The sequence below is a fragment of the endosymbiont of Ridgeia piscesae genome, assembly GCF_001443665.1.
Taxonomy (GTDB): domain Bacteria; phylum Pseudomonadota; class Gammaproteobacteria; order Chromatiales; family Chromatiaceae; genus Endoriftia; species Endoriftia persephonae.
The window spans coordinates 130,711-143,916 of sequence record NZ_KQ557118.1; the positions used below are offsets into that span (position 1 = coordinate 130,711).

Annotated in this window: 11 protein-coding genes and 1 pseudogene; 4 read left to right on the forward strand and 8 right to left on the reverse strand. The window is 60.9% G+C overall.

The window, feature by feature from the left end:
• Positions 1 to 23: 23 nt before the first annotated feature.
• The 7 genes from prmA to cutA all read right to left on the reverse strand — a co-directional run bounded on the left by prmA (position 24) and on the right by cutA (position 6,695).
• Positions 24 to 902 carry a 50S ribosomal protein L11 methyltransferase gene (gene prmA, locus Ga0074115_RS03570; protein ID WP_057956495.1) on the reverse strand — a complete coding sequence of 293 codons (879 nt, stop codon included), beginning with the start codon at positions 900 to 902 and terminating at the stop codon, positions 24 to 26.
• Positions 903 to 995: 93 nt separating this feature from the next.
• Positions 996 to 2,336, reverse strand: coding sequence for an acetyl-CoA carboxylase biotin carboxylase subunit (gene accC / locus Ga0074115_RS03575; RefSeq protein WP_005961906.1), 1,341 nt, complete (start codon positions 2,334 to 2,336; stop codon positions 996 to 998).
• 8 nt (positions 2,337 to 2,344) lie between these two features.
• The gene (gene accB, locus Ga0074115_RS03580) at positions 2,345 to 2,794 is read right to left on the reverse strand and encodes an acetyl-CoA carboxylase biotin carboxyl carrier protein (protein WP_057956496.1); all 450 of its coding nucleotides are present in this window, start codon (positions 2,792 to 2,794) and stop codon (positions 2,345 to 2,347) included.
• 15 nt (positions 2,795 to 2,809) lie between these two features.
• On the reverse strand, positions 2,810 to 3,259 hold the full coding sequence (aroQ, locus tag Ga0074115_RS03585) for a type II 3-dehydroquinate dehydratase (protein WP_057956497.1): 450 nt from the start codon (positions 3,257 to 3,259) through the stop codon (positions 2,810 to 2,812).
• Between the two features lie 261 nt (positions 3,260 to 3,520).
• The gene (locus Ga0074115_RS03595) at positions 3,521 to 4,072 is read right to left on the reverse strand and encodes a TlpA family protein disulfide reductase (RefSeq protein ID WP_324616999.1); all 552 of its coding nucleotides are present in this window, start codon (positions 4,070 to 4,072) and stop codon (positions 3,521 to 3,523) included.
• Positions 4,069 to 6,387, reverse strand: a complete 2,319-nt coding sequence (gene dsbD, locus Ga0074115_RS03600) for a protein-disulfide reductase DsbD (RefSeq protein WP_060528212.1) — start codon at positions 6,385 to 6,387, stop codon at positions 4,069 to 4,071. The genes Ga0074115_RS03595 and dsbD overlap by 4 nt, the downstream gene beginning before the upstream one ends.
• A complete protein-coding gene (gene cutA, locus Ga0074115_RS03605) occupies positions 6,369 to 6,695 on the reverse strand; it encodes a divalent-cation tolerance protein CutA (protein WP_060528213.1) in 327 nt (108 codons plus the stop codon). Before cutA ends, dsbD begins: the two co-directional genes overlap by 19 nt.
• A 105-nt stretch (positions 6,696 to 6,800) precedes the next feature.
• Between cutA and Ga0074115_RS03610 the strand changes: the two genes are divergently transcribed.
• The gene (locus Ga0074115_RS03610) at positions 6,801 to 7,256 is read left to right on the forward strand and encodes an FxsA family protein (RefSeq protein ID WP_006475830.1); all 456 of its coding nucleotides are present in this window, start codon (positions 6,801 to 6,803) and stop codon (positions 7,254 to 7,256) included.
• A gap of 24 nt (positions 7,257 to 7,280) precedes the next feature.
• Here the strand turns inward: Ga0074115_RS03610 and Ga0074115_RS03615 are convergent, their stop codons facing one another.
• On the reverse strand, positions 7,281 to 8,600 hold the full coding sequence (locus Ga0074115_RS03615; protein ID WP_057956499.1) for a hypothetical protein: 1,320 nt from the start codon (positions 8,598 to 8,600) through the stop codon (positions 7,281 to 7,283).
• A 263-nt stretch (positions 8,601 to 8,863) separates the two neighbouring features.
• On the opposite strand from Ga0074115_RS03615, the pseudogene Ga0074115_RS03620 reads away from it, so the two are divergent.
• The 3 genes and pseudogenes from Ga0074115_RS03620 (at position 8,864) to Ga0074115_RS03630 (ending at position 12,837) form a co-directional block, all read left to right on the forward strand.
• Positions 8,864 to 11,024 (forward strand): annotated as a pseudogene (locus tag Ga0074115_RS03620) (type I secretion system permease/ATPase).
• A complete protein-coding gene (locus tag Ga0074115_RS03625) occupies positions 11,024 to 12,355 on the forward strand; it encodes an HlyD family type I secretion periplasmic adaptor subunit (RefSeq protein ID WP_060528214.1) in 1,332 nt (443 codons plus the stop codon). The pseudogene Ga0074115_RS03620 and the gene Ga0074115_RS03625 overlap by 1 nt, the downstream one beginning before the upstream one ends.
• A gap of 2 nt (positions 12,356 to 12,357) precedes the next feature.
• The gene (locus tag Ga0074115_RS03630; protein WP_060528215.1) at positions 12,358 to 12,837 is read left to right on the forward strand and encodes a hypothetical protein; all 480 of its coding nucleotides are present in this window, start codon (positions 12,358 to 12,360) and stop codon (positions 12,835 to 12,837) included.
• Positions 12,838 to 13,206 lie beyond the last annotated feature (369 nt).

Below are 13,206 nucleotides of genomic sequence, written 5' to 3' on the forward strand. Positions count from 1 at the left end.
GATGTCGGATGTGGCAATACCATTTAGATTTTAGTGCCGCCCAGGCGTATCCACTCCGCCTGTTGCTGTGCTGGCTGCATCTCGGCGAATGGGTGATAGGCAGCGCTGACCTGTTCCGCCTGCTCCTGCAGTATGCCGGAGAGGGCAAAGGGTGCGCCGGGCTGGATCAGCTGCATCAGTGTGGATGCGAGCTCGATTAGCGGTCCGGCAAGGATATTGGCCAGCAACAGGTCGTTTTCGGTTTGCGGGGTCTGCTCTGGTAGGCAGATCTCCAGCCGTCCAGCGACGCCGTTTTTCTCGGCGTTGGCCTGGGTTGCCTCCAGCGCTTGGGGGTCGTAGTCCACCGCGATGGCGTGTTCCGCCCCCAGCAGCAGCGCGGCGATGGCCAGAATGCCCGAGCCGCAGCCGTAATCGATGATGCGTTTGCCGCGCAGATCCTGCCCCTCCAGCCATTCCAGGCAGAGCGCGGTGGTGGGGTGGGTGCCGGTGCCGAAGGCGAGGCCGGGATCGAGCTTGACCAGCACGGCATCGCTTGCCGTCACCTGCTGTCCATCAGGGCAGATCCATAGTCGCTGGCCGAACTGCATCGGCTTGAAGTGCTCCAGCCAGGTCCGCTCCCAGACCTGGTCTTCGAGGCGCTCGATGTTCAGGTTGAGGCTGACATCAGCGGCGAGTGCTTGGTTGAGGGCGGCGCGTAGTTCGTCGATGTTCCGCTCAGCCTCAAACAGAGCGGTGACGCGGGTAGCATGCCAGAGCCGCTCCTCGCCGGGTTTGGGTTCCAGCAGCGGTTGGTTGCCGGCGTCACCCAGCGTAACGGAGAGCGCACCGAGGCTCTCGAAAACCAGCTCCAGCAGCGGTGCGCGATCCTCGTCAGTCTCGATGGAGAGTTGCAGCCAGGGCATGGAATCAATCTTGAATTGTGAATGTTGAATTATGAATTAGGGTGCACGCAATGCGTGCACCCTAATTCAAGGTGGAAATTCAACAGTGGCTCGTCAGAGCCCCAGTTTCTCTTCCAGATAGTGGATGTTGGCACCGCCAGCCTGGAAGGCGGCGTCCTTCATGATCTCCTGCTGCAGCGGGATGTTGCACTTGATGCCGCCAATCACCATCTCGGCCAGGGCGATGCGCATCCGCGCGATGGCGGATTCACGAGTGTCACCGTGGGTGATCAATTTGCCGATCATCGAGTCGTAGTGGGGCGGCACCCGGTAGCCATTGTAGATGTGGCTCTCGACGCGCACCCCCATGCCGCCCGGCACATGCAGCTGGGTGATGGTGCCGGGGCTGGGCATGAAGTTTTTCGGATCTTCGGCGTTGATACGGCATTCCACCGCATGGCCGCGCAGCGTTACATCCTCCTGCGTGAAGCTGAGGGGCTCACCGGCGGCGATCATGATCTGTTCGCGCAGGATGTCGATACCGGTGACCATTTCGGTGACCGGGTGTTCAACCTGTACGCGAGTGTTCATTTCGATGAAATAGAACTCGTCGTTCTCGTAGAGAAACTCAAAGGTGCCGGCGCCGCGATAACCGATCTGGCGGCAGGCCTCGGCGCAGCGTCCACCCACTTTGGCGCGCTGTTCCGGGGTGATGCCGGGGGCGGGGGCCTCTTCCACTACCTTCTGATGGCGCCGCTGCATGGAACAGTCGCGTTCGCCCAGATGCACTGCGTTGCCGTGAGTGTCGGCCAGTACCTGGAACTCTACGTGACGCGGGTTCTCCAGGTACTTCTCCATGTAGACCGTGCCGTTGCCGAAGGCCGCTTCCGCCTCGGCCTTGGTCATCGCCACCGAGTTGAGCAGGCTAGCTTCGGAGTGAACCACCCGCATGCCGCGACCACCGCCGCCGCCAGCGGCCTTGATGATCACCGGATAGCCGATCCGCTGGGCGATCTCTTTGGTGCGCTTGGCGTTACCGTCGATTGGGCCGTCGGAGCCGGGTACTGTAGGCACACCGGCCTTCTTCATCGCCTCGATGGCGGCCACCTTGTCGCCCATGGTGCGGATGGTCTCCGCCTTCGGGCCGATGAAGATGAAGCCGGAGTTCTCCACCCGCTCAGCAAAGTCGGCGTTCTCCGAGAGGAAGCCGTAGCCGGGGTGAATCGCCATCGAGTCGGTGACCTCGGCGGCGCTTATCAGGGCGGGGATGTTGAGATAGCTGTCGGCCGATGGGGCCGGGCCGATGCAGACCGACTCATCCGCCAGCAGCACGTGTTTCAGGTCCCGGTCGGCTTCGGAGTGGACGGCGACAGTCTTGATGCCGAGCTCTTTGCAGGCGCGCAGGATTCGCAGCGCGATCTCCCCCCGGTTGGCGATAACGATCTTGTCTATCATGGCGCTTCTCAGTCGATGATGAACAGGGGTTCGTTGTATTCGACTGGCTGGCCGTTATCCACCAGGATCTTCTTCACCACGCCCGCCTTGTCGGATTCGATCTGGTTGAGGATCTTCATCGCCTCGATGATGCAGAGGGTGTCACCAACGGCAACGCTCTGGCCCTCCTCGACGAACGATTTGCTGCCCGGCGAGGGGGCGCGGTAGAAGGTGCCGACCATCGGGGATTTGACCGCGTGTCCCTGGATCTCCGCTGCGGCTGCAGGGGCTGCCTCTGCGACCGGGGCCGGGGCGGGTGCCGCGGCGGGCGCCGCCACTGGGGCTGCGGCAACCATCTGAGTCGGCATCGAGCTGTTGCGGCTGATGCGCACCGACTCCTCGCCTTCGTGGATCTCGATCTCGGCGATATCGGACTCTTCGAGCAGTTCGATCAGTTTTTTGACTTTGCGGATATCCATAGTGTTGATACTCGTTCAGTTGTTGTCTGCCGCAAGCAATCGGCTGGCTGCCTGCAGGGCAAGTTCGTAGCCCTGGGCGCCAAGCCCGGTAATCACGCCGACGGCGATATCGGACAGGTAGGAGTGTGCACGGAAGGGTTCCCGCGCATGGACGTTGGAGAGATGCACTTCGATGAAGGGGATTGCGACCCCGGCAAAGGCATCCCGCAGCGCGATGCTGGTATGGGTGAAGGCGCCCGGGTTGATGATAATGAAGCCGATCCCCGCGCTACGCGCCTGGTGGATCAACTCTATCAGTTCGTGCTCGGCGTTGCTCTGATGGAAGCGCAGCCGATGGCCCTGGGCCTCGGTCAGTTGCTCCAGGTGCTGGCGGATATCTTCCAGGGTATCGTGACCATAGATCTCCGGCTCGCGGGTGCCGAGAAGGTTCAGGTTAGGGCCGTTCAGTACCAGAATGGTCGCCATCGTCTCGAGTCATCCATAGGAGTTTGTGTGATGCCCGGCGGAACGTCCCATAACAATGCAAAAACCACTGGGTCTCCAGTGGTTGGACGGAATTGCCGAATTCATGCGGATTTTGCAAAAGTCCAGTGGTTTTGTCCAGTTTTATGCGCAGTTCCACACCAGATCGTTGCAAGATTTGGATGCTTTTTGGCCTCACGACGGCGCTTGGAGGATCCAAAGCCTGTTGCCGTATGGCGCCGAATTATATGCCTGATCAGCACGCTAGAGTAGTGGCATGATCACTTCATGCAGTCGCTCTTCTGCCAGCTCGCCATAGTGAGAGAAGACTAGCCTACCGGCACGGTCGAACAATGCGGTGAAGGGCAGCCCCTGAAAACGGTTGCCGAGCCCGCGTGCCAGGGCGATCTCTGACCTGCCGCCGAGCAGCAGCGGATAGTTGATCGCCAGCTCCTGGGCGCGCTCCCTGGCCGGCTGAGGCAGGTCGAGGGTGATGCCGACCATCTGCAGGCCACGCTCGCCCAACTCGCGTTGCAGCCGGACCAGCCCCGGGATCTCCCGCCGGCAGATCGGATTCCATGCCGCCCAGAAGTGCAGTACGACCACCTTGCCTGACCAGTCGCTGCTGGCGATGGGTTCTCCCTGCAGGTTCGCCAGTTGCAGTGCCGGCAGCTGGTGGATGGTGATCGGTCCCTGGTGTGGATTGGGTTCAATGGCCAGCTCGGTTGGCTGCTGCAGTGTCCGCAGCCCCCACCAGCCAGCCAGCAGCAGGGCCGCGATCAGCAGGGTCTGCAGGGCGCGGCCGGGTGTGCTCAGCGGATCGCCTCGGCGACGTGGGTGGCAAACTCATCGGCGCCTTTGAATCCGACGACTCGGAAGCGTTTGCGCTCCTTGCCATCGCTGCCGTAGAAGATGATTGCCGGCGGCCCGGGCAGGCCGAAGTGGCCCTGCAGCAGTGCCTGGTCCGTCGCGTCGTTGGCGGTGACGTCAGCCTGTAGCAGTAGCACACCGTCGAGCGCGGCGATGACCTTGGGGTCGGCGAAGGTGTACTTCTCCATCTCCTTGCAGGAGATGCACCAGTCGGCGTAGAAATCGAGCATCACCGGCCTGCCTGCGGCGCTTGCCTGGGCCACCTCTCGCTGCAGGTCGGCCAGGCTCTTGATGCGTTTGAATCTGAGCTCCTCGGTATGGCCGGCAGCCGCGCCACCGGACGCCACCAGCCCGCGCAGCGGTTGCAGTGTATCTTTGCCACCCGCCGCGGCACCTATCAGCAGCAGTGCGCCGTAGATCAGGAGCACCATGCCAAGCCCCTTCCATAACTTCTGCCAGCCGCCGGCCTCGATCTCCAGATGGCGCAGTGCACCCATGTAGATGGCAGAGACCACCAGCAGCATGCCCCACAGGAACATCGCGATGTCAGCGGGGATGATGCGCTCCAGCATGAAGATGGCAACACCCAACATGGCGACGCCGAACACCGCCTTGACCGTATCCATCCAGCGGCCGGCCCTGGGCAGCAGCTTGCCGGCGGATGTGCCGATGGCGATCAGCGGTGCGCCCATGCCCATGCTCAGGGCAAACAGGGCCAAACCGCCGAGCAGTGCATCGCCGGTCTGGCCGATGTAGATCAGCGCGCCGGCCAGCGGCGGCGCCACGCAGGGCCCGACAATTAGTGCGGAGAGAAAACCCATTATCGCGACCCCGGCCAGTGAGCCCCCCCGCTGCTTGTTGCTGATCTCTGAAAGGCGGCTCTGCAGGCTGCTGGGCAGCTGCAGTTCGTAAAAGCCGAACATGGAGAGCGCCAGCAGGACGAACACCAGGGCGAAGGTGGCGAGGACCCAGGGGTTTTGAAAGGCGACCTGCAGGTTCTCGCCGAACAGCCCGGCCAGCACCCCGGCCAGGGTGTAAGTGAGGGCCATTGCCAGCACATAGACCAGAGAGAGGGTGAAGGCCTTGCGGGTGGTGATCGTGCCGCCATGACCGGCGATGATGCCAGAGAGGATCGGGATCATCGGGAAGATGCAGGGGGTAAACGCCAGCCCCAGCCCCATCACGAAAAAGAGCCCGATCACCAGCAGGGAGCTGCCGCCAGCCAGGGTGGCGGTGATCTGATCGACCTCAGAGAGCGGGATGCTGCTCTCGGCAGTTGCCGGTGTCGCGGCAGGCGTGACCTCTGCAGGTGCGGTCTCCGCTGCTGCAGCCTCGCTTATTCCCGGCAGGGCCAGGGTGAATTCGCGACGCTGCGGCGGATAGCAGACGCCGATCTCGGCGCAGCCCTGGTAGCTTGCTTCCAGCACGATCTCGGTAGCCGCGGTGTTGCTGCGCGTGAGCGGCAGCAGCAGTTCGATCTGGTCGTGATAGACCGCCACATCGCCGATCGTCCCGTCTGGGGTGGGTGAGTCTTTCTTGATATCAGGCTCGGGCAGCTGATAGTCGCCGAGGGCGACACCGTCCGCCTCGATCAGCGCCAGCTTGATCTTGTCGTGGTAGAGATAGGTGCCTGGGGCGATCTCCCAGCGAAGGCGCAGCCGGCGGCCATCCTCGACGATGACCGCGAGTTTGTAGGCCTCTTCCGGCGGCAGCAGTTCGCCACCCTCATCGTTAGCAAACAGGGGGGCAGTGGCGGCAGTTTCACCCAGCAGGGGGAGTGGCGCGGGTGAAGCCTGCTGCGCTGCGGCAGGCTGCGGCGCCAGCGCCAGCGCCAGCTTGATCTCCTGAGAATGGGGCGGGAAACAGATGCCGAGATCGGCACAGCCTTGGGAGCGGGCCTCCAGGGTGATGGTCTCAGGGGCGCCTGGGTCGCGCTTGATCGGGATGCGCGCGCTGGCGTGGCCTCGGTAGATCGCCACCTCGCCGAAGAATTCGTCCTGCTTGATCTTCGCTTCGGAGAACTCCGGCTCGCCCAGCTCAATGCCCACCGCGTCGCTGCTGAAGCGGAGCTTGTCGCGGTACATATAGTAGCCGTCAGCGATCTGCCACTCTACCAGCAGGGTGTCGGGGTCGTCGCTGCGGGCGCTGATCTGAAATGCCTGATCCGGCATCAGTAGTTCGTCTTCAGCCCAAGCAAAGGGGGCGAGCAGCAGCCCCAGCAGGGTGATGATGAGGAAGGTCGTTATTCTATTGTTGTGCATTGCTCCACCCAGTTGAGATAGTCATCGAGCCCGCTTTCTACAGGGACTGCGATGATCTCTGGAAGTTCATAGGGATGTGATGCCCGGATTGCAGCTTCCATTGTTGGGTACTGCTTGGTTGTTGTTTTGATCAACATCTGCAGCTCCTCTGCTGTTTCCAGTTTGCCCTGCCATCGATAGATGGAGGTGGCTGGCGCGCTGAGGCTGACGCAGGCGGCAAGCCGTTGCTCCACCAGTTGTTGCGCCAGACGCAGGCCGGTCTCCCGGTCGGGTACGCTGCAGAGGCTGAGAAGCACCGATGTCGACATCGGGGAAAGATACTCTAAAAAAGGGCGGGGTGACAGCGTCCGCGGGGCTGCTGGCGGGTGGCGCGGGCTTGTCCTGAGTTCAGCTCGAGCGTACCCTGCTGCGGCATGAATCCGTTACTCATATTCCTACTGCTGTTTGTTGGCATCCCACTGGTCGAACTCTACTTTCTGATCCAGGTCGGCTCGCAGATAGGCGCCTTTGCCACCATCTTTCTCACCCTGCTGACCGCCCTGATCGGCGGTGCGATGGTGCGTCTGCAGGGCTTTTCGACGCTGATGCGGGTGCGTGGGGCGATGGAGCGTGGCGAGGTGCCCGCGATCGAGATGATGGAGGGGGCGGTGCTGCTGGTGTGCGGTGTACTGCTGCTGTTGCCTGGTTTTGTCACCGACTTTGTCGGCTTCATCTTTCTGGTGCCGCAGTTGCGCCGCTGGTTGATCAGCAGTGGGCTGCAAGGGGCCGGGGTGATGCGGCCGGTGCAGCGCAAACCCCACTCCCCACCCGGTCATCAGCGCACCATCGAAGGCGAATGCCGGCGCGAGGATGACCGCGAGGATGACTGAGCAGGCTGCTGTTCTGTCTGACTGCTACTGAAACGCCGGTAGTCGATCCAGCCGCTCGTCGATCTTCTTCAGCATGGCGTGGTAACGCGGGTCATCGACGCTGCCGAAGCGGCGTTCGAACTCCCGTTGCGGCATCTCGTCCGGCAGATCGGAGACCTTGAGGAAGAACGCCGCCTCCTGCTCGGCCCGGGCCAGCACCGCCTGCGCCCGCGCCGCACTGGCGGGGTTGAGCAGCTGCTCCGCCAGTCGCACACCAGCCCGGTTGGCGGCGATGTCGCTGAAGCTCAGGCCGTAGTCCTTGCCGCGGGTGTCGTAGATCTCCTTGAACTCACCGATGGCGAAGCTGATCTCGCTGTCGCCCAGCATCTGCATGGTGGAGGAGATGAAAACGTGCTGCACCATGTCGTGACGGCCGGCCAGCACCACATTTTTGCTGCGCTCGCGGCACTCGGCCAGCTCGCCGGTGCGGTAGTGGCCGAGGGCCCGCTCAAATCTCGGGCTGCCGAGAAAGATCCCCAGCGCCTGCAGCGCCGCTCGGTTCTCCTTCACTGCACTGGCGCCAGCAGCAGTGCGTTTGTTGGCAATCTCAAATAGCGGTGCGATGTAGGCGGTGGCGGAGGTGTCGATGGCGTGGGGGTAGAGTTGGTCGAGTTCGCAGAGCTTGGCGAAGTAGAAGCGCAGTCGCTCCGGGCTGACGCCGGCGCGCTGCTGGGCGACTTGGCGGAAGGTCGGCTTGAGCCACTGCTTCAGATTGGGCAGGGGCTGGAACACTGCGGTGACGCGATCGCCCTGGATGTCCACCGACTGGATCGCCTGCAGGATCGCGCTGCTCTGTTCGTCCTTCATCATCGCCTGCAGCAGGGTCTCGACCAGCTTCAGGGCGAGGGGGCCGGGGATCTCAGACTGGCCTACATAGACCGGTGCAAGGTGCAGACCGTAGTCTGATGGCACCACCCCCGCCTGGATGTTGATGAACCTGCCAAAAGGATTCTCCGGCAGATCCAGGGTGAAGCGCAGCTGCGCCTCTACTGGGGTTACATGGGCCTCGCCGTGCAGCCGGTGAATAGCGCGAGCTGCCACCGCCACCATGCCGTTGAGATCCTTCTCGCTGAGGACGATGGTCTCAGTTTGCGCCTCGGACTTGAGCTTCTTGCGCAGGTCGCTCAGCTTGGTTTTGGCCCGCACCGCCGCATCGGTGTTCATGCGCTGGGTTTCGCCCACCAGCGGCAGATCTTCGCTGATCGAGCTGAGGCTGCCGAGCATCAGCAGCGGGATCGCCAGAAACAGCAGCAGAAACAGCAGACCAAACGGAAAACGGAAACCCTTCTTCTTTCTTTTAACCATAGTTGCGACAGATTATTTTGGTGGACCGGGTTATCCGCTGCATGTTAGCAGGGGTGAGGGGGTTCGCCAAAAAAGGTGAGGTTGGCCCTAACAAGTCTATGCTTCATGTGTCTGCAAGCGGCCATGGTTGCCTGATCCCGGATGTTTGTAACTGGGGAATGCTGAAGCCCTGTCAAGGACGATCCTGGAAGAATTGACATCTGTTGTGTGATGCACCTACCTTTTTTTCAAAAGGGAAGTAAAATCATAATGGAAAGGATTCCATGCCCCACAGTATCGATGCTGAGACGAGGCCAGACACCGCCCTTGCCAGCCTTGTTCTCGCCGCTCGTTTTGAGGGCCTGCCCGCTAACCTCGACCAGGTTGCTCACCAGTCAGGCAAGTTGGGCGAATTCCTCTCCAGCGACGATAACCTGCGCGCCGCCAGGCGGCTTGGGCTCAAATCGAAGTCTATCCAGAGTCATTGGCGGCGTCTGGTCAGGACGGCGCTGCCCGCCATCGCCCGTCACAACGACGGCCACTATTTCATCATTGCCGGCTATGAGGGAGAGACGGAGAGGCTGCTGATCCAGGATCCGCTGGAGAGTCGCCCGCTGACCCTGCCCAAAGAGATCTTCGAGGCCGCCTGGTGCGGCGAGCTGACTCTCCTCACTAAACGCTCGCTGTTGCCGGGCCAGGGCAGCCGCTTCGATTTCAGTTGGTTCCTCCCCGCCATCGTCAAATACCGTCGGCTGCTGGGTGAGGTGCTGCTGGCGTCATTCTTCCTGCAACTGTTCGCCCTGGTCACGCCGCTCTTCTTCCAGGTGGTGATCGACAAGGTGCTGGTGCATCGGGGCATGACCACCCTGGATGTGCTCGCCATCGGCCTGCTGGCGGTGTCGCTGTTCGAGGTGGTGCTGGGTGGCCTGCGCACCTACCTCTTTTCGCATACCACCAACCGTATCGATGTGAGCCTCGGCGCCCGCCTCTTCGACCATCTGCTGCGTCTGCCGCTGGGCTATTTCCAGGCCCGTCGGGTGGGGGATTCGGTGGCCCGGGTGCGGGAGTTGGAGACGATCCGTGACTTCATCACCGGATCGGGCCTGACGGTGGTGATCGACCTCTTCTTCACCCTGGTCTTCTTTGTGGTGATGTACAGCTACCGCCCGACCCTGACCTGGGTGGTGCTGGGGGGCGATCCCCTTCTATCTGCTGCTGTCGCTCTTCGTCACCCCAATACCGCGCAGCCGGCTGAATGAGAAGTTTGCCCGGGGCGCGGAGAATCAGGCCTTTCTGGTGGAGTCGGTGAGCGGGGTCGAGACCCTCAAGGCGATGGCGGTAGAGCCGCAGATGCAACGCCGCTGGGAGGAGCAGCTTGCCGCCTACGTCAGCGCCAGCTTCAAGGCGGCCAACCTGGGCAATATCGCTGGCCAAGTCGCCGGGCTGATCAACAAGGTGACGACTGTGCTGATCCTCTGGATCGGTGCCACCCTGGTGATGAAGAATGAACTCAGTGTCGGTCAGCTGATCGCCTTCAACATGCTCGCAGGGCGGGTCAGCGGGCCGATCCTGCGGCTGGTGCAGCTCTGGCAGGATTTCCAGCAGGCCGGTATCTCGGTGCAGCGGTTGGGGGACATCCTCAATACCCCACCGGAGCCGGGCTACAATCCGGGCCGTGCCACCCTGCCCGCCCTCAAAGGCGAGGTGCGCTTCGAGCAGGTCGCCTTCCGTTATGGCCCGGATCGACCGCGGGTGCTGGATGGTATCGAGCTGCAGATAGAGCCAGGGGAGGTGATCGGCATTGTCGGCCGCTCCGGCTCTGGCAAGAGTACCTTCACCAAACTGATCCAACGGCTCTATGTGCCTGAAGCCGGCCGGCTGCTGATCGATGGGGTCGATCTGGCCCTGGTGGAGCCGGCCTGGCTGCGACGGCAGGTGGGGGTGGTGTTGCAGGAGAACCGGCTCTTCAACCGCACGGTGCGGGAGAATATCGCCCTGGCCGATCCGGCGATGTCGATGGAGCGGGTGGTGGCCGCCGCACAACAGTCGGGCGCCCATGCGTTCATTCTTGAGCTGCCGGAGGGCTACGACACCCTGGTGGGTGAGCAGGGCAGCAGCCTCTCCGGTGGCCAGCGCCAGCGCATCGCCATCGCCCGTGCCCTGGTCACCAACCCCCGTATCCTGATCTTCGATGAGGCCACCAGCGCACTGGACTATGAGTCGGAGCACATCATCCAGCAGAACATGCGCCAGATCTGCAAACAGCGAACTGTCTTCATCATCGCCCACCGGCTCAGTGCCGTGCGGGATGCCAACCGCATCATCGTCATCGACAGAGGGCGGATTGTGGAGCAGGGCAGCCATCAACAGCTGCTCAAGCAGGCCGGCATCTACGCCCAGCTTCACGCCCATCAGAGTGGCGACCAGCACGAGGTGCAGGCCTGATGAGCGGTAAGCAACAGTATCGCAGATCGGATGAACAGGTCTTTCTGCCAGCGGCGCTGGAGGTGTGCGATACACCGCCATCCCCCATCGGCCGGGCAATCAGCTGGAGCCTGATGCTATTTTTCCTGCTGGCGGTGATCTGGGCGCTGATCGGTCGGGTCGACATCGTGGCAGTGGCCCAAGGGCGGATCATCCCCAGTGGCCACAGTAAGCTGATCCAACCCCTGGAGAGTGGCCGGGTGATCCTGATCCATGTGCAAGAGGGCCAAGTAGTCAAAGCGGGTGAGCGGCTGATCGAACTCGACCCAACCACTACTCAGGCGGAGCTGGCTCGGCTACGACAAGAGTCGGAGCAGCTCAAGCAGAGAAAGCGACGCCTGCAACTGCTGAGTGAATGGATTGCCGATCCAGCCAAACAACAAAGTCGGCTGGATGACCGGCTCTCTCTTCTTGAAGCCAGCCTGCTGCAAAGCCAGTGGCGCGAGCACCGGGAGCGCCTCGCCACCCTCAACACCGAATTGGCCAGGCACCGGGCCGAGCGCGACACCCTGGAGCGGCAGATCGACAAGCTCGCTGCGACCCTGCCGCTGATCGCCCAGCGTGCCGACGATATGCAGACCCTACTCAAGACCAACGCAGTGGCGCGCCACCGGGTGTTGGAGGTGGAGCAGGAGCGGATTAGTGCCCAGCACGACCTGGCCACCCAGCGCAGCCGCAGAAAGGAGTTGCAACAGGCGGTGGCGGAGTTGCAGGCGAAGATCCGCCAGGCCCGCAGTGAATTCCAGCGCCAGACCCTCGACCAGTTGAGCGAAATCACCCGGCAAGCCAATGCGATTACCCAAGAGATCATCAAGGCTCAGGTACGCAACCGGGCACAGACCCTCACGGCACCGGTGGATGGCGTGGTGCAGCAACTCGCCATCCACACCATCGGCGCCATCGTGACCCCGGCCCAGGAGCTGATGCGCATCGTGCCGAGTAGCGAACAGCTCGAGGTCGAGGCGCTGATCGAGAACAGAGATATCGGCTTTGTCGAAGAGGGCCAGCCAGCCGAGATCAAGATCGACGCCTTCCCCTTTACCAAATACGGCACCATCGACGCCGAACTGACTGATATCTCAAACGATGCGGTGATGGATGAGACCAAAGGCCTGGTATTCAAGGCCAGGGTACTGATGGAAAAGACGGAGATCCAGGTGGGCAAGCGGTTGGTCAAACTTACACCGGGGATGAGTGTCACGGTAGAGGCTAAGACCGGGAAGAGACGGTTGATTGAGTATTTTTTGGCGCCTTTGTTGAAATACAAACAGGAAAGTATAAGGGAGAGATAAATATGTTGGTTAAAGTGATTGCAATTGCGGCTATTGGCTATGGACTGTTTTATTACTATCAAGCACAACAAAATCCGTGGCAGATCGATGCACCTGTCTATGCTGAATTCCGTGTGGACATGAAGGCGGCAGGGCAGACTCTGAATGCGGTGCTTATTGGCAAGTCTGTTGATCAGAATGACTGTGAACAGCGCGCTCAGAAAGTCTGGCGCGAAACACTGGAAGGTTGTGCCGCATGCACATTCAAAAGCGCTGAGTGCAAGACCGACATCGGTAGTCGTTATGAAAAGCTGTTCGATAATCGTTCAACCTACACCAGCTATGTCAGCTTCAATCGTGGTTCCCGCTTTGAGAGAGATGGTCGAATGATTGTCTGGGGGCTGAATGACAAAGATTCACGGACTTTCTGTGAGTTGATGAAGAGTTATATGCGGAAGGGGTATAGCGGTGAGGTTAGGTGCGTTTTTGGGCGAGGGATATAGAAGGTCAGCATATTTGATATGACTGTCGAGGTTAGCAATGAAGCATAAAATAAAGAGGTGGATTGGTTTTATATTGTTTGGTGGTGTGTCGGCATTAGAGAGAGAAGGTATGCGATGCCTGCGTTGGGACGGGTCAGTGTTAGCTCTGATATGGATCCTGTTTTGTGTGGCTGTCGTCTATTCTGTGCCAAATTCGGTTAATCCAGAAGGTGTTGTTATTAATGGATTGACTCAATTTGTAACGAGTTGGAATAGATCGGTATGGATTACAGCTCAGTATTAATCGTTCCGAAAGTATTGGCAGTCTATTTTTGAACTTGCCAAAATATACTTTGTATCTGACATGCGGAAGAAACTCTTAATCAGCGC